The sequence below is a fragment of the Pseudonocardia oceanicola genome (assembly GCF_047200735.1).
Classification (GTDB): domain Bacteria; phylum Actinomycetota; class Actinomycetes; order Mycobacteriales; family Pseudonocardiaceae; genus Pseudonocardia.
This window is the reverse complement of sequence record NZ_JBJZON010000008.1, coordinates 145,299-160,948: the sequence shown is the minus strand read 5'-3', so window position 1 is coordinate 160,948 and position 15,650 is coordinate 145,299. Positions and strand designations below refer to the sequence as shown.

The following is a 15,650-nucleotide window of genomic DNA, read 5'->3' as shown; positions in this document are numbered from 1 at the left end:
GAGTTACGAAGTGGCCACCCTGGAGATCAAGGACCTGCACGCGTCGGTGAGCACCGACGACGGGCCCAAGCCGATCCTGCGCGGCGTCGACCTGACCGTGAAGGCCGGCGAGACCCACGCGATCATGGGGCCGAACGGCTCCGGCAAGTCGACCCTGGCCTACGCGATCGCGGGCCACCCGAAGTACGAGATCACCTCCGGTGAGGTGCTGCTCGACGGCGAGTCCGTGCTGGACATGACCGTGGACGAGCGCGCCCGCGCGGGCCTGTTCCTCGCCATGCAGTACCCGGTCGAGGTCCCCGGCGTGTCCATGGCGAACTTCCTGCGCTCGGCGGCCACCGCCGTCCGCGGCGAGGCGCCGAAGCTGCGCACCTGGGTCAAGGAGGTCAAGGGCGCCATGGCCGACCTCGACATCTCCGAGGAGTTCGCCGACCGCTCGGTCAACGAGGGCTTCTCCGGCGGTGAGAAGAAGCGCCACGAGGTGCTGCAGCTCGCGCTCCTGAACCCGAAGATCGCGATCCTCGACGAGACCGACTCCGGACTCGACGTCGACGCCCTCCGGGTCGTGTCCGAGGGCGTCAACCGCTTCCGCAGCAGCGAGAACGGCGTCCTGCTGATCACGCACTACACGCGGATCCTGCAGCACATCACCCCGGACCACGTGCACGTGTTCGCGGGCGGCCGGGTCGTCGAGTCGGGCGGCCCCGAGCTGGCCGACGACCTCGAGAAGAACGGCTACGAGCGGTTCGTCCGGGAAGCGGCGGCGGCGTCGTGACCGCCGTCCAGGCCCCCCAGGGTCTGGACCTCGCCGCGATCCGCGACGACTTCCCGATCCTGTCGCGCACCGTCCGCGAGGGGCGCCCGCTGGTCTACCTGGACTCGGGAGCCACCTCGCAGCGCCCGCGCCAGGTGCTCGACGCCGAGCGGGCCTTCCTCGAGACGCACAACGCCGCCGTGCACCGCGGCGCGCACCAGCTCGCGGAGGAGGCCACGGACGACTACGAGGCCGCGCGGTCGAAGATCGCCGTCTTCACGGGGGCCGAGCCCGAGGAGCTGGTGTTCACCAAGAACGCCACCGAGGCGATCAACCTCGTGGCGTACGCGATGAGCAACTCCTCGGTCCGCACGGGCCTCGGGCCGGAGTCGGAGCGGTTCGCGGTCGGGCCGGGGGACGAGATCGTCGTCACCGAGCTGGAGCATCACGCCAACCTGGTGCCCTGGCAGGAGCTGTGCCGGCGGACCGGAGCGACCCTGCGCTGGTACTCGGTCACTGAGGACGGCCGGATCGACCTCGACTCGCTGGAGCTCTCGGAGCGGACCAAGGTCGTCGCGTTCGCCCACCAGTCCAACGTCCTGGGCACGATCGCCCCGGTCGAGGGGCTGGTCCGGCGGGCCCGGGCCGTCGGCGCTCTCACCGTGCTCGACGCGTGCCAGTCGGTGCCGCACATGCCGGTCAACCTGACTGCGCTCGGCGTCGACTTCGCCGCGTTCTCCGGGCACAAGATGCTCGGCCCGTCGGGGGTCGGCGTGCTCTACGGCCGCACCGAGCTGCTCGACGCGATGCCGCCCTTCCTCAGCGGCGGATCGATGATCGAGATGGTGCGGATGGAGGCCTCGACCTACGCCCCGCCGCCGCAGCGGTTCGAGGCCGGTGTGCCCATGACCTCCCAGGCCGTGGGCCTGGGCGCCGCGGTGGACTACCTGTCCGCGATCGGCATGGACCGGGTCTTCGCCCACGAGCAGGAGCTCACGCGGGTCGCGCTGGACACGCTGCGCGAGGTCGAGGGCGTGCGGATCGTCGGCCCGGACTCGCTCGAGCAGCGGGGCGGCGCCGTGTCGTTCGTGGTCGACGGGGTGCACGCGCACGACGTCGGGCAGGTGCTCGACGACCGGGGCATCGCCGTGCGGGTCGGGCACCACTGCGCCTGGCCGTTGCACCGACGGTTCGGGATCGCGGCGACCGTCCGAGCGTCCTTCCACGTGTACACCACGCCTGCGGAGGTGGCCCAGCTCGCCGACGGCGTGCGGGCCGCCCGGGCGTTCTTCGGAGTCGACGCTCCCTCCGGCAGGCCCGCGGGAGGTGTCGGGTAGGTGCAGCTCGAGCAGATGTACCAGGAGATCATCCTGGACCACTACCGGCAGCCGCACGGCGCGGGCCTGCGGGAACCGTTCGACGCCGAGACCCACCACGTCAACCCCACCTGTGGGGACGAGGTGACCCTGCGGGTCAAGCTGGACGGGGAGAACGTCGAGGACGTCTCGTACGAGTCGCTGGGCTGCTCGATCAGCCAGGCGTCGACGTCGGTCCTCACCGACCTGGTGGTCGGCAGGAGCGTCGACGAGGCGTTCCGCATCCTGGAGTCCTTCCAGGAGATGGCGCAGAGCCGCGGGAAGATCCCGGGCGACGAGGCGGTCATCGGCGACGGGATCGCGTTCGCCGGGGTCGCCAAGTACCCGGCGCGCGTCAAGTGTGCTCTGCTGGGCTGGATGGCGTTCAAGGACGCGGTCGCGCGGGTGAAGGAGGAGGCATGAGCGACAACACCACCGGGACGACCGACACGGAGGTCGTCCGGGGGGCCGCCGGGATGCCGGAGCCGCCGGCCGCCGGCGAGGGCCCCTCGCTCGACGACCTCGAGGAGGCCATGCGGGACGTGGTCGACCCCGAGCTGGGCATCAACGTCGTCGATCTCGGCCTGGTCTACGGGATGAAGGTCGAGGACAACACGGCGGTCATCGACATGACCCTGACCTCGGCGGCCTGTCCGCTGACGGACGTGATCGAGGAGCAGGCCCGCTCGGCCCTGACCGGCCCGAGCAACGGCGGCCTGGTCGAGGACATCACGATCAACTGGGTCTGGATGCCGCCGTGGGGTCCGGAGAAGATCACCGAGGACGGCCGCGAGCAACTGCGCGCCCTCGGCTTCCGCGTCTGACCCAGCGCAGTACGGAACCATGATGCGCTGAGCCGACCGTCAGTTGCGCATCATGGTTCCATGATGCGCTGAAGCGGCCGTCAATCACGCATCATGGTTCCATGACGCGCTGAAGCGGCCGCCGAATGCGCGTCGGCCCTCGCCCACGGGCCCGCTCAGGTCGTGTGCACGATCAGGACGTCGACGCCGGAGCGGCGGGCGACGTCGGACGGCACCGAGCCGAGGATGCGGCCGCTGAGGGTGTTGAGGCCCTTGTTGCCCACCACGAGCAGGTCGGCGTTGCGCTCGGTGACGGCCTTGCGCAGCACGTCGGCCGGTGCGCCGTCCTCGGCGACCTTGCTGATCTTCGTGGCACCGGCCGCGGCGGCCTTGTCCTCGGCGGTGCGCAGCACCTCCTCGGCGGGCGTCCAGCCGCGGACCTGGTAGGCCTCGTCGCCGAGGGCGTCCTCGGCCTCCAGGGTCTCCTCGCGCGAGGCGGGCGTGTAGGCGGAGACCAGGACGAGCTCGGCGTCCGAGTCGCGCGCGACGGCGGCCGCGCGCTCCACGGCGAGGTACGAGGTCGCGGACCCGTCCGTGCCGACGACGACGGTGGTGTAGGCGGACATGTGACCTCCGGGGGACCGGTCGCACGATGGTGCCGGCAGATTACCGACGGGTAGCCTGCTGAGCTGCGCCGGCTCGCGCGAATCACCTGGTCGTGGCGGGGCGGGCCCGGGGCAGCAGGGCCGGACCCACGAGCCGGGCGCGCAGCGGCCAGTCCGCGCGGGCCCACAGTGCCCGCATCGCCGCGGCGGTGCCGGGCAGGTCGGCGCGACCGGTGAGGTAGGCCCAACGATGGGGGGCGGGCAGGCCCAGGAACACCTCGAAGAAGGCCGGCACCTGCTCCGGCGGCATGCGGAGCAGGGCCTCCAGGCCGCGGTGCCGCAGCGCGTGTACCGCCCGTGCCCGTGCCGGCCAGACGACGGAGCGCGCCGCGCGCCGGGGCGCCGGGCCGGCGAGCGCCTCCGCGAGCCGCGGCGCCAGCCGCAACGCGGTCGCGACCGAGAACCCGGTGGCGGGGTGGACCAGCGCGCCCGCGGCACCGAACGCGGGGCCGGGAGCCAGTGACGCGCCGATCGGGCCCTCGACGGGGAACCGGACGCGTTCCTCCTCGGCGTCGGCGGGCGGGCGCACCCCGTGCCGGGTGAGTCGGGCGTGCAGCCGCTCGCGCAGCTCGGGCAGCGGCAGGCCGGGCCGGCGCGCCAGCGAGGTCTCCTCGAGCAGCACCCGCCCGCCGCCCAGCGGCACGGCGTAGAGGAAGGTCGGCCAGCCGGTGCCGCCGTGCTGCTGCCGCCAGTCCATGAACAGCGCCTCGCCCGCCGCCACGACCGGGGCGGCCGTGGCCGCGTCGACGACCAGCCCGTACGCGGTCTGCTCCGCGGCGGGCCGCCGATCCCGGGCCGGCCGGTGCCCCGTGGCGTCCACGACCAGGCGTGCGGGGATCCGCCCGTCGGCGAGCAGGGCGTACCCGGGCTCGCTGCCCACCACCTTCGCCCGGTGGACGGTGACCCCGGCCAGCCCTGCGTCGAGGTGGGCCCGCAGGGCCGCGGTGTCGAGGACCGCGTACTCCCAGCCCAGCCGGTGCTCGGTGAGCGCGACGGCCCGGCCGCTCGCGCGGGCGGCCACGACCGCGGCCGGGACGTCGGGGGGCAGCTCGCCGGTCCAGGCCGCGTACGTCGCCCGCCAGGGGCGGTCCGGGGCGGGGTCGGCCAGTGCGGTGCGCAGCCCGATCCGCGCGCAGGCGGCCGCCAGCGCGCGACCGGCCGGGCCGCCGCCGGCGACCAGCACGTCGGTCACGCCGGGGTGCGGGGTCGCCGTACCCCGGGTGGCGGGGTCCCGGACGTTCAGGCGTTCCTCCCGGAGGCCAGGGCGCCGCCGTCGATCCGGACGGTCTCGCCGGTGATCCAGCCCGACGTCACCAGGATCGCGAGGTTGCCGACCTCCTCGACGGTGCGGGCGACCCCCTCCTCGCGGTGGGCGGCGTCGCCGGCGTTGCCCGCCACGGTCAGCACGCGGCCGGGGGCACCGAGCTCCGTGGCCGCGGCCTCGAGGTCGGGCTGCTTGCGGCCGGTGATCGCGACGGAGGCCCCGCGGGCCAGCAGCTCCGCGGCGACGGCGAGCCCGGTCCCGCGGCCGGCTCCCGTGACGAGCGCCGCCCGACCGGCCAGATCACCCGTGGCGTCGGTGACTTCGGTCATGACGGTGACCCTACGGGGCGAAACGAGATGCGCGGACCGGTAGCCTGGAGTCGTGATCCTGATCGAGTAGGCGCCGCGCCGCGGGACACCCACGAGGATCGGGTGGCGCCCGCAGGTCGCCCCTCTCGTCGTCGACCCCGTCCCCGGAGTCCCCTTCATGATCACCGCCACCGATCTCGAGCTGCGCGCCGGCTCCCGCATCCTGCTGTCCGGCGCCACGCTGCGCGTCCAGCCCGGGGACCGGATCGGCCTCGTCGGCCGCAACGGTGCCGGCAAGACCACCTCCATGCGCGTCCTGGCGGGGGAGGGCGAGCCCTACGGCGGCGCCGTCTCCGCGAACTCGCCCGTCGGCTACCTGCCCCAGGACCCCCGCGAGGGCGACCTCTCCGTCACCGCGAAGGACCGGGTCCTGTCCGCACGCGGGCTCGACGAGCTGCTGCGCAAGCTGGAGAAGGTCCAGACCGCGATGGCCGAGCTGGTCGACGGACCGGAGAACGAGAGGGCCGTCCGCGAGTACGGGCGGCTGGAGGAGCGCTTCGCCGCGCTCGGCGGGTACGCCGCCGAGAGCGAGGCCGCCCGGATCTGCACCAACCTCGGCCTTCCGGAGCGGGTGCTGAACCAGCGGATCGCCACGCTGTCCGGCGGCCAGCGCCGGCGCGTGGAGCTGGCTCGGATCCTGTTCGCGGCGTCGGACGGCGGCTCGCAGAGCGCCACGACGCTGCTGCTCGACGAGCCGACCAACCACCTCGACGCCGACTCGATCACCTGGCTGCGCGGGTTCCTGCAGGCGCACGAGGGCGGCCTCGTGGTGATCAGCCACGACACCGACCTGCTGGCCGCCGTGGTGAACAAGGTGTGGTTCCTCGACGCCACCCGCGGCGAGGTCGACCAGTACAACATGAACTGGAAGCGCTACCTCGAGGCGCGGGCCACGGACGAGAAGCGCCGCCGCCGCGAGCGGGCCAACGCCGAGAAGAAGGCCTCGGCCCTGCATGCGCAGGCCGCCAAGATGGGCGCGAAGGCCACCAAGGCCGTCGCCGCCAAGAACATGGCGCGCCGGGCCGACGAGCTGCTGGCCGGGCTGGAGCCCGAGCGGCAGGCCGATCGTGTCGCGCGGATCCGCTTCCCCACGCCGGCCCCGTGCGGGCGCACCCCGCTGACCGCGGAGAACCTGTCGAAGGCCTACGGGTCGCTGGAGGTGTTCACCGGCGTCGACCTGGCCGTCGACCGCGGCACGAAGGTCGTGGTGCTGGGTCTCAACGGCGCGGGCAAGACCACCCTGCTGCGGCTGCTGGCGGGGACCGAGTTGTCCGACTCGGGCGAGGTCGTGCCCGGCCACGGCCTGCGCACCGGGTACTTCGCGCAGGAGCACGACACGCTCGACATGGACGCCAGCGTGTGGGAGAACATCCGGCACGCCTCGCCCGACGCCCCGGAGCAGCAGCTGCGCACCGTCCTGGGTTCGTTCATGTTCTCGGGCGAGCAGTTGGAGCAGCCGGCGGGCACGCTCTCCGGCGGCGAACGGACCCGGCTCGCCATGGCCGGGCTCGTGTCGAGCGCGGCCAACGTGCTGCTCCTCGACGAGCCCACCAACAACCTCGACCCGGCCAGCCGCGAACAGGTGCTCGACGCCCTGCGCCGCTTCGAGGGGGCCGTCGTGCTGGTCACCCACGATCCCGGCGCCGTCGAGGCCCTCGAACCCGACAAGGTGATCGTGCTTCCGGACGGTACCGAGGACCACTGGTCCGCGGACTACCTGGAACTCGTCCAGCTGGCGTAGGCCACGCGCCCGTGACGGCGAGGTGACCGACGCGTGACTTCCGGGTCCACCTCGATCACCCGTCCGCGTGATCCGAACGGGCGAACCGTTCACCGATCATGCGGGATGTTGCGCTGGCCACATCCCCGCAGAAGGATCATCATGGCTCGCACCGACGAGCCGACGGGCGGCTCCGGTCCGCGGACGGGGGTCCGCGATGGGCAGAGGAGGTCAACTGTCGTGGCCGACCTGAAGAAGGGCGCCCGGATCACGGGCACCCAGCGGGACAAACTCGCCACCGACCTGAAGAAGAAGTACGAGAAGGGCGCCAGCATCCGGGCCCTGGCCGAGCAGACCGGGAGGTCGTACGGCTTCGTGCACCGCGTGCTCAGCGAGACCGGGGTGACCCTGCGCGGCCGGGGCGGTGCCACCCGCACCAAGAAGAAGTAGGGACCACCGCACTCGACGGCGAACGCGCACCCGCCACCGTGACCGGCGCACGGCGGCGGGTCGGCGCGCGTCCAGCCGGACCCGGGCGCATCATGGACCCGACAACGACGCGCATCGGGCGGTCGGAACGCATCGTGGAGCCGTGATCCGCCGCGGGCCCGCCCGTACGCACGACGGCTCCATGACGCGGTTCGGGTGAGGTGTGTGGACAGGCCGTTCACGATCATGCGCGGGATGACGCGGGCGGCGGACGCCCCGCGCACCCTCGCGCCGGGCACCGTCGCGCGGATCTGGCGTTTCGCCCGCCCCTACCGGCTCTGGCTGCTGGCGTTCCTGCTGCTCACGACGGGAACGGCGATCATCGGCGTGCTGACCCCGATCCTCGCCGGCCGGGTCGTCAACGCGATCGTGGCGGGCGGCAGCGGCGCCGGGCGGCAGGTCGTCACCCTCGCCCTGGCCATCGCCGCCCTCGCCGTGGGCGAGGCACTGATCGGGCTCGCCGCGCGGTGGTTCTCCTCGCGGATCGGCGAGGGCCTGATCGTCGACCTGCGCACCGCCGTGTTCACGCACGTCCAGCGGATGCCGATCGCGTTCTTCACCCGCACGCGCACGGGCGCGCTGGTGAGCCGGCTGAACAACGACGTCATCGGGGCGCAGTCGGCGATCACCACCACGCTCGCGAGCGTGCTGTCCAACGTCATCCAGCTCACCCTGGCCCTCGCCGTGATGATCGGGCTGGCGTGGCAGGTCACCGTGCTCGCCTTGCTCCTGCTGCCGATCTTCGTGGTGCCCGCCCGGCGGATGGGGCGGCGCATCGCCGACCTGCGGCGGGACTCGGCCGACCTCAACGCCGCGATGAGCACGCAGATGACCGAGCGGTTCTCCGCAGCGGGTGCCACGCTCGTCAAGCTGTTCGGGCGGCCGCGGGAGGAGGCGCGGGAGTTCGGTGAGCGCGCCGAGCGGGTCCGCGACATCGGCGTGCGGACGGCGATGGTCTCCCGGGTCTTCGTCACGTCCCTGTCCCTGGTCTCGGCGCTGGCCCAGGCGCTGGTCTACGGGCTCGGCGGCTGGATGGCCGTGACCGGGCGGATCGAGCCGGGCACCGTGGTCACCCTGGCCCTGCTGCTCACCCGGCTGTACACGCCGATGACCGCGCTGGCCAACGCCCGGGTGGACGTCATGACCGCGCTGGTGGCCTTCGAGCGGGTCTTCGAGGTCCTCGACCTGCGGCCGATGATCTCCGAGCGGCCGGACGCCCGCGGCCTGCCGGCGGGGCCCGTCTCGGTGCGGTTGCGGGACGTGCGCTTCTCCTACCCGACGGCCGAGCAGGTCTCGCTCGCCTCGCTCGAGGACGTCGCCGTGCTGGACCGCCGCGCGCCGGGGGAGGTGCTGCACGGTGTGGACCTGCACGTGCCCGCGGGCTCGCTGCTGGCGCTGGTGGGGCCGTCCGGGGCGGGGAAGTCGACCATCGCGTCGCTGCTCCCGCGCCTCTACGACGTCGACTCCGGCGCCGTCGAGCTCTCCGGCGTCGACGTCCGGGACCTGACCTTCGATGCCCTGCGCGGTGCCGTCGGCGTCGTCACGCAGGACGGGCACCTCTTCCACGACACCATCGCGGCGAACCTGCGCTACGCCCGGCCGGGGGCGAGCGACGACGAGCTGCGCGAGGCCCTGCACCGCGCCCGGCTCGGCGAACTGCTCGACCAACTGCCCGACGGGCTGGAGACGGTCGTGGGGGAGCGTGGCTACCGGCTGTCCGGCGGGGAGCGGCAGCGGCTCACCATCGCCCGGCTGCTGCTGGCCCGGCCCCCGGTCGTCGTGCTCGACGAGGCCACCGCCCACCTGGACTCGGAGTCCGAGGCCGCCGTGCAGGAGGCGCTGGCCGAGGCGCTGGCCGGGCGCACCGCGATCGTCATCGCGCACCGGCTCTCCACCGTGCGGGCGGCGGACGCGATCGCGGTCGTCGAGGCCGGGCGCATCACCGAGCAGGGGACCCACGCGGAGCTGCTGGCGGCGGAGGGTCGCTACGCCACGCTGCACCGCACCCAGTTCGCCGCCTCCGAGGTCTCCGACGCCGCCTGCCTCGTGCCCGGGTGCACGCACACCCACGAGCAGGGCGATCTGCCTCTCAGCCGCTGACACGCCCCGCGAACCGTTGTATCGTGCTAACGATTGTGTCGGCGCAACTTTCGCGGAGCGGCCCGTGCCCGAGCTCGACCGCAGGCACCGCCTGCTGGTGCTGGTGATCTGCTGTTCCAGCCTGTTCGTGGTCAGCCTGGACGCGACGATCGTCAACCTGGCGCTGCCGTCGATCCAGGCCGACCTGTCGGCGTCGGTCACCTCGCTGCAGTGGACCATCGACGCCTACACGCTCACCCTCGCGAGCCTGCTCATGCTGGCCGGGTCGACCGCGGACCGGGTGGGGCGCAAGCGGGTCTTCCGCATCGGCCTGGTGCTGTTCGGCCTGGGCTCGCTGCTGTGCAGCATCGCCCCGACCGCGGGCGCGCTCGTCGGCTTCCGGATCGTGCAGGCGCTGGGTGGCGCGATGCTCAACCCCGTCGCGATGTCGATCATCGTCAACGTCTTCACCGACCCCCGCGAGCGTGCCCGCGCCATCGGGGTGTGGGGCAGCGTGGTCGGGCTGAGCATGGCGCTGGGCCCGCTCGTCGGCGGCGCGCTCGTCGACCTCGTCGGCTGGCGCTCGGTGTTCTGGGTCAACGTGCCGGTGGTCGCCGTGGCCGTCGTGCTGGCGACCCGGTTCGTGCCGGAGTCCCGCGCACCCCGCCCGCGGCGGCTCGACCCGCTCGGCCAGCTGCTGATCGCGGTCCTGCTGGGCGGCGCCACGTTCGCCATCATCGAGGGCCCGGTGCAGGGCTGGACCTCGCCGTGGGTCCTCGGCTGCGCGGTCGCCGCGGTCGCGGCGCTGGCGGCCCTGCTGCCGTGGGAGCGGCGTCTGCCGGAGCCGCTGCTCGATCCACGCTTCTTCCGCAGCGCCCCCTTCGCCGGGGCCGCGGTGATCGCGGTCTGCGCCTTCGCCGCCCTGGCCGGCTTCCTCTTCGTCAACTCCCTCTACCTGCAGACCGCCCGCGGTTACTCACCGCTGCACGCCGGGCTGCTCACGCTGCCGATGGCCGCGATGGCGGCGGCGCTGCCCACCGTGTCGGGGCGGCTGGTCGCCACCCGCGGCGCCCGCATCCCGCTCCTCGTCGGCGGGCTCGGGATCACGCTGTCCGGCGTGCTGCTGCTCGGGCTGCGGACCGACTCGCCGCTCTGGCTGCCGATCACGGCGTACCTGCTGTTCGGGATCGGGTTCGGCATGATCAACGCCCCGATCACCAACACGGCCGTCTCCGGGATGCCCGCCGCGCAGGCCGGGGTGGCCTCGGCGGTGGCGTCGACCAGCCGGCAGGTGGGCACCGCGCTGGGCGTCGCGGTGATCGGGTCGGCGGTCACCGCCTCGGTCGTCGGGCCGCTGCCGACGGGGCTCGCGGCGGCCACCCACGTCGGCTGGGCGGTCCAGATCGGTTGCGGCCTCGCGGTGCTGGTCCTCGGCCTCGTCACGACGACGGCCTGGGCGCGGCGCACCGCCACCCGGACCGCGGAGCTGTTCGCCGCCCCCGGCGCGCCGAGCCCGGCGGGTGTGCGGTGACGGGCGCGAGGAGCGCCCCCGGGGTCGACCCGGTGACCGGCCCGCGGGACCCGGACGTCAGCGAGGACCCGGCGGCGCGGGCCTGGGGCCGCATGCGGGCACTCGTCCTGGACCAGCACGACCGGCGGCGGGAGGCGTGCGAGGCGGTCGGGCTGAGCTTCGTGCGGGTCAAGGCGCTGCTGGAGGTGGCGCGCGCCCCCGGGACGCTGTCCGAGCTGGCCGACCGGCTCTCGGTCGACCGGCCCTACGCCACGGTCGTGGTCGACGATCTGCAGAGACGCGGCCTGGTCGGCCGGGAGCACCACCCGGAGGACCGGCGCTGCAAGATCGTCAGCGCGACGGCCGAGGGGGAGCGGGCCGCCGCCACGGCGCGTGCCATCCTGGGCGACCCGCCGCCCGCCCTGCGCGCCCTCCCGCCCGGGGACCTCGCCCACCTCGACCGGATCCTCGCCGCCCTCTGACTTCCCGCGAGTCGGGAGTTCCGGCAGCGCGAGCGGGGGCTCCGGCAGCGCGAGCGGGGGTTCCGGCAGCGCGAGTCGTGAGGTCAGGGGACGAGATGCCGGGCCCGGTAGGTGCTGGGCGAGACCCCGTGGGCGCCCCGGAAGGCGCGGCTGAAGGTCGCGAGGTCCGGGAAGCCCCAGCGCCGCGCGATCTCCGTGACCGGCTCACCCGCCCGCCGGCGGTCGGCCAGCTCCCGGCGGGAGTGCTCGAGCCGCAGCCGCCGGATCCGCCGGTTCACCGTCTCCCCGGTCGTCGCGAAGAGCCGGTGCACCTGGCGCACCGACACGAAGTGCGCCCGCGCCACCGCGGCCGGGCCCAGGCCGGGGTCGGCCAGGTGCGCGTCGACGTAGGTGCACATCTCCCGGAGCAGTGCCTGCTGCGGGCGGTCGACGGCCATCGGCCCGGCGAGCTGCTCCACGGCCAGCGTGGTGACCAGGTCGCCCGTCTCGTCGGCCACCCGGGCGGCCCCGGCGGGGGTCAGTCGTGGCGGGGCGGCGAGCAGCCCGCGCAGCAGGCCGCCGACGATCCCGGACAGGCCCACGCGGCCGTCCATCCGCAGGGCGGTGACCCGCGTGGACTCGCCGGCGTCGAGCCCGACGGAGGCGCGGGGCCAGGTGAAGACGTCGAGGCGCCAGTCCCCGCCCAACCGCCAGCGGAACGGCCGGCCGGTCTCGTAGATCGCGAAGTCGCCGGTGGCGAGCGCGGCGCGGCGGCCGTCCTGCTCCACCACCCCGGTGCCCCGGGTGATCATGCCGATCTGCAGGAACTCCCGGTCGTCGGCGGCGGCGAGGGAGGGCGTGCGCCGGCACACCTGGTCGACCGAGCAGACCTCCGACACCTGCAGGTGGGCCACGGTCGCGCTGCGCACGGTCCCGCTGAAGGTGCCGACCCGGCCGTCGGCGGCGATGTCGAGGGCGACGAAGTCGTGCCGGATGGCCTCCCGCCACTCGTCGAAGCGGCGGGTGGCGCGCGTGTCCGTGCCGCCGGGCGCGGATCCCGGTGCGAGGACCACGGTCACCTCCTGTGCTCGCGGCGGCGGCTCCCCACCGGCCCGACCCGGAGGGAACCAGACGCAGGTTCGCAGCGTGTTGCGGGCGCGTCAACGCCTCCCCGCGCCGCCGCGCCCGCCCACATCCGTCGCCGGTTGCCGCCCTCCGGTCACTCGCTGCCCACCTCCGGTCGCTCGGCGCCAACCCGGGACGGCCCGCGGCGACCGAGGATGGATCACCCACCACGATCCGGGAGCGACCGCGATGACCCTCGCCGACCTGCCCCTCCTCGCCGTCGGGGAGACGGGCACCCACCGCGCCATCTGCCCGCACGACTGCCCCGACGGCTGCTCGATGCTCGTCTCGGTCGAGGACGGGCGGGCGACCGGGGTGCGCGGCGACCCCGACCACCCCTTCACCCGGGGCGGGCTGTGCGTGAAGGTCAACAACTACGTCGACCGGGTCTACAGCCCGGAGCGGGTGACGACCCCGCTGCGCCGCACGGGGCCGAAGGGTTCCGGCCGGTTCGAGCCGATCGGCTGGGACGACGCGATCGCGGAGATCACCGCCCGCTTCCGCGGCGTGGTCGCCGAGCACGGCGCCGAGGCGATCATGCCCGTGAGCTACCTGGGCACCCAGGGCACGCTCAACGGGCTCAACGTCGGCGACCCGTTCTTCAACAAGCTGGGCGCGACCGTCGCCGAGCGCACCTTCTGCGACTCCGGTGCGTCGACGGCGTACGTCATGAGCCTGGGCCCGACGGCCGGTGTCGACCCCGAGAGCCTGGTGCACTCGCGGTACATCGTGATCTGGGCCTGCAACATGGTCTCGACCAACCTGCACCTGTGGCCGTTCGTGGCCGAGGCGCAGAAGCGGGGCGCCAAGGTCGTCGTCATCGACCCGGTGCGGCACCGCACCGCGAAGCGTGCCGACTGGCACATCCCGATCCGCCCGGGCACGGACGGCGCGCTGGCCCTCGCCCTGATCCACGTCATCCTCGCCGAGGGCCTGACGGACGCGGAGTACGTCGCCGAGCACACCGTCGGCGTCGAGGAACTGGCCGAGCGGGTCCGCGACCGCACGCCGGAGTGGGCCTCCGCGGAGACCGGCATCCCGGCCGAGGACATCCGGACGCTCGCCCGCGAGTACGCCGCCGGGCAGCCGTCGATGATCCGGATCGGCGTGGCGATCGAGCGGCACTCCGGCGGCGGGCAGACCGTGCGGGCGATCTCGTGCCTGCCCGGCCTGGTGGGTGCCTGGCGCCGGCCCGGCGGCGGGCTGCTGGCGCTGCCGCTCTGGGCCTTCCCGGTGAACTGGGACGCGCTGTCGCAGCCGCAGCTGCGGCCCGAGGGCACGCGCGTGGTCAACCAGTACCTGCTCGGCAAGGCGCTGACCGGGGAGCTGGGGCTCGACCCCGGGATCCACGCGCTGATGGTCTACAACGCCAATCCGATGATCGTCTGCCCGGACCAGGAGAGGGTGGTCGCCGGGCTGTCCCGCGAGGACCTGTTCACCGTGGTCAGTGAGCAGTTCCTCACCGACACCGCGCAGTACGCGGACCTCGTGCTGCCGGCCACCACGCAGCTCGAGCAGCTCGACGTCATGTTTTCGTGGGGGCATTTCTACATCGGGCTCAACCGGCCCTCGATCGCACCCGTGGGCGAGGCGGTCCCCAACACGGAGCTGTTCCGGCGGCTGGCCGTGGCGATGGGGTTCGACGACGAGTGCTTCGGGATGACCGACGAGGAGCTGATCGAGCAGGCCTACGACTGGGGCGCGCCCGCGCTGCAGGGGATCACGCCGAAGTCGCTGGCGAAGACGGGCTGGGCGCGGCTGACCCTGCCCGACGCCGACCACTACGCCCCGCACGACATCGGCGACTTCCCGACGCCGTCGGGCAAGCAGGAGTTCGTGTCCGCCGCGGCGGCGGGCGGGAACTTCGTGCTCCCGCTGTTCCGGCAGGGCAGCAACGAGGCCCAGCCCGGCGGCGAGGTGGACCCGTTGCCGCACTACATCCCGCCGGCGCGCAGTGACTACCCGCTGCACCTGGTCTCGCCCAAGGCGCACGCGTTCCTCAACTCGTCGTACGGGAATCTCGGCGCCCAGCAGCGGGTGCAGGGCGAGCCGTCGGCGATCGTGCACCCGGCCGACGCGGAGACCCGCGGGATCGCCGAGGGCTCGCTGATCCGGGTCTTCAACGAGCGCGGGGAGTTCCTCGTCACGGTGAAGGTGTCCGACGAGGTGGCCCGCGGCGTCGTCCTGGCGCCGATGGGGCAGTGGCGGTCGCGGGCCAAGGGGCCGGCCACCGTCAACGCCGTCAACCCCACCGAGTTCGCCGACCTCGGCAACGCGCCCACCTTCTCCGACACCCGGGTCGAGGTCGAGCCCGCCTGATCCGTCCGCTCCCGACCCGCCCGCCGGCCCCACACCCCCTCCGGGGCCGGCGGGTTTCCGTCGTCCGGGGTCAGCGGCGCAGGGTGCGCACGCTCTGCTCGACCAGGTCGAGCACGCCGTCGAGCGCGTCGGCCGGCAGGCCCATGGCCAGGTGCGAGACCAGCCCCTCCAGCACCAGCTCCAGGTACTGGGCCAGCACGGGGACCGGGACGTCGTCGCGCAGGGCCCCGGCCGCGGCCTGCCGCTCGAGCCGCTCCCGGGTGGCCGCGGTGAGCTCGGCGGAGTGCGCCTGCCAGCGCTCGCGGAAGTCCGGGTCGGTGCGCAGCCGCCGGGACACCTCCAGCCGGGTGCCGAGCCAGCTGCGGTCGCCGTCGGGGTCCGGTGCGGCGCCGTCCGTACCGTCCCCGCGGGCGCCGTCCAGCAGGTCCCGCATGACCTGGACCAGGCCCTGGTCGGCGACGACGTCGGCCATCCGGCGCGCGTCCTGCTCGGCGAGGGCGAGGAACAGCGCGTCCTTGTCCCGGAAGTAGTGGAAGATCGCGCCGCGGGAGAGCCCGGTGCTCTGCTCGAGCCGTCGGACCGTCGCCCCCTCGTACCCGTGCGCGGCGAAGCACCGCCGGGCGCCGTCGAGGATGTGCTGGCGCCGGGCGGCGAGCTGGTCGGTACTCACACGGGGCACCGGTCCAGTATCCCGTACGTACGTCTTGTGGCGCAGGACGCGGCCGCGTCGGGACGGGC

15 protein-coding genes are annotated in these 15,650 nt (G+C 73.9%); 10 read left to right on the top strand and 5 right to left on the bottom strand.

Features of this window, described 5'->3' with window-relative positions:
- Window positions 1-10 precede the first annotated feature (10 nt).
- Genes sufC through ACL02T_RS14410 form a run of 4 tightly spaced genes read left to right on the top strand, consistent with a single transcriptional unit; the run spans window position 11 to window position 2,933 of the window.
- Complete coding sequence (gene sufC, locus ACL02T_RS14425) at window positions 11-775, top strand: Fe-S cluster assembly ATPase SufC (protein ID WP_412831203.1); 765 nt, start codon at window positions 11-13, stop codon at window positions 773-775.
- Window positions 772-2,091: a cysteine desulfurase gene (locus ACL02T_RS14420; protein ID WP_412831202.1), complete on the top strand. Its 1,320-nt coding sequence runs from the start codon at window positions 772-774 to the stop codon at window positions 2,089-2,091. The genes sufC and ACL02T_RS14420 overlap by 4 nt, the downstream gene beginning before the upstream one ends.
- Window positions 2,092-2,532, top strand: a complete 441-nt coding sequence (gene sufU, locus ACL02T_RS14415; protein WP_412831201.1) for a Fe-S cluster assembly sulfur transfer protein SufU — start codon at window positions 2,092-2,094, stop codon at window positions 2,530-2,532.
- Entirely contained in the window at window positions 2,529-2,933 is a 405-nt protein-coding gene (locus ACL02T_RS14410) for a metal-sulfur cluster assembly factor (protein WP_412831200.1), read from the top strand. The genes sufU and ACL02T_RS14410 overlap by 4 nt, the downstream gene beginning before the upstream one ends.
- Window positions 2,934-3,088: 155 nt before the next feature.
- On the opposite strand, the gene ACL02T_RS14405 is transcribed toward ACL02T_RS14410, so the two are convergent.
- The 3 genes from ACL02T_RS14405 to ACL02T_RS14395 all read right to left on the bottom strand — a co-directional run bounded on the left by ACL02T_RS14405 (window position 3,089) and on the right by ACL02T_RS14395 (window position 5,170).
- Window positions 3,089-3,538: a universal stress protein gene (locus ACL02T_RS14405; RefSeq protein ID WP_412831199.1), complete on the bottom strand. Its 450-nt coding sequence runs from the start codon at window positions 3,536-3,538 to the stop codon at window positions 3,089-3,091.
- Window positions 3,539-3,620: 82 nt separating this feature from the next.
- The gene (locus ACL02T_RS14400) at window positions 3,621-4,769 is read right to left on the bottom strand and encodes a lycopene cyclase family protein (protein ID WP_412831198.1); all 1,149 of its coding nucleotides are present in this window, start codon (window positions 4,767-4,769) and stop codon (window positions 3,621-3,623) included.
- A gap of 47 nt (window positions 4,770-4,816) precedes the next feature.
- Entirely contained in the window at window positions 4,817-5,170 is a 354-nt protein-coding gene (locus ACL02T_RS14395) for an SDR family NAD(P)-dependent oxidoreductase (RefSeq protein WP_412831197.1), read from the bottom strand.
- Between the two features lie 157 nt (window positions 5,171-5,327).
- Here ACL02T_RS14395 and ACL02T_RS14390 point away from each other — a divergent pair, with 157 nt between their 5' ends.
- The 5 genes from ACL02T_RS14390 (at window position 5,328) to ACL02T_RS14370 (ending at window position 11,489) form a co-directional block, all read left to right on the top strand.
- A complete protein-coding gene (locus ACL02T_RS14390) occupies window positions 5,328-6,950 on the top strand; it encodes an ABC-F family ATP-binding cassette domain-containing protein (protein ID WP_412831196.1) in 1,623 nt (540 codons plus the stop codon).
- A gap of 219 nt (window positions 6,951-7,169) precedes the next feature.
- Window positions 7,170-7,379 (top strand): helix-turn-helix domain-containing protein, encoded by a 210-nt coding sequence (locus tag ACL02T_RS14385; protein ID WP_028932228.1) that lies wholly within the window; start codon window positions 7,170-7,172, stop codon window positions 7,377-7,379.
- Between the two features lie 225 nt (window positions 7,380-7,604).
- Window positions 7,605-9,518: an ABC transporter ATP-binding protein gene (locus ACL02T_RS14380; RefSeq protein WP_412831290.1), complete on the top strand. Its 1,914-nt coding sequence runs from the start codon at window positions 7,605-7,607 to the stop codon at window positions 9,516-9,518.
- A gap of 64 nt (window positions 9,519-9,582) precedes the next feature.
- Complete coding sequence (locus ACL02T_RS14375; protein WP_412831195.1) at window positions 9,583-11,028, top strand: MFS transporter; 1,446 nt, start codon at window positions 9,583-9,585, stop codon at window positions 11,026-11,028.
- Complete coding sequence (locus ACL02T_RS14370; RefSeq protein WP_412831194.1) at window positions 11,025-11,489, top strand: MarR family winged helix-turn-helix transcriptional regulator; 465 nt, start codon at window positions 11,025-11,027, stop codon at window positions 11,487-11,489. The genes ACL02T_RS14375 and ACL02T_RS14370 overlap by 4 nt, the downstream gene beginning before the upstream one ends.
- An 83-nt stretch (window positions 11,490-11,572) precedes the next feature.
- On the opposite strand, the gene ACL02T_RS14365 is transcribed toward ACL02T_RS14370, so the two are convergent.
- Window positions 11,573-12,541 carry an AraC-like ligand-binding domain-containing protein gene (locus ACL02T_RS14365; protein WP_412831193.1) on the bottom strand — a complete coding sequence of 323 codons (969 nt, stop codon included), beginning with the start codon at window positions 12,539-12,541 and terminating at the stop codon, window positions 11,573-11,575.
- Between the two features lie 241 nt (window positions 12,542-12,782).
- Here ACL02T_RS14365 and ACL02T_RS14360 point away from each other — a divergent pair, with 241 nt between their 5' ends.
- Window positions 12,783-14,912 (top strand): molybdopterin-containing oxidoreductase family protein, encoded by a 2,130-nt coding sequence (locus tag ACL02T_RS14360; RefSeq protein ID WP_412831192.1) that lies wholly within the window; start codon window positions 12,783-12,785, stop codon window positions 14,910-14,912.
- Window positions 14,913-14,982: 70 nt separating this feature from the next.
- Here ACL02T_RS14360 and ACL02T_RS14355 read toward each other — a convergent pair whose 3' ends face one another.
- Window positions 14,983-15,591, bottom strand: coding sequence for a TetR/AcrR family transcriptional regulator (locus ACL02T_RS14355; protein WP_412831191.1), 609 nt, complete (start codon window positions 15,589-15,591; stop codon window positions 14,983-14,985).
- Between the last annotated feature and the right edge of the window lie 59 nt (window positions 15,592-15,650).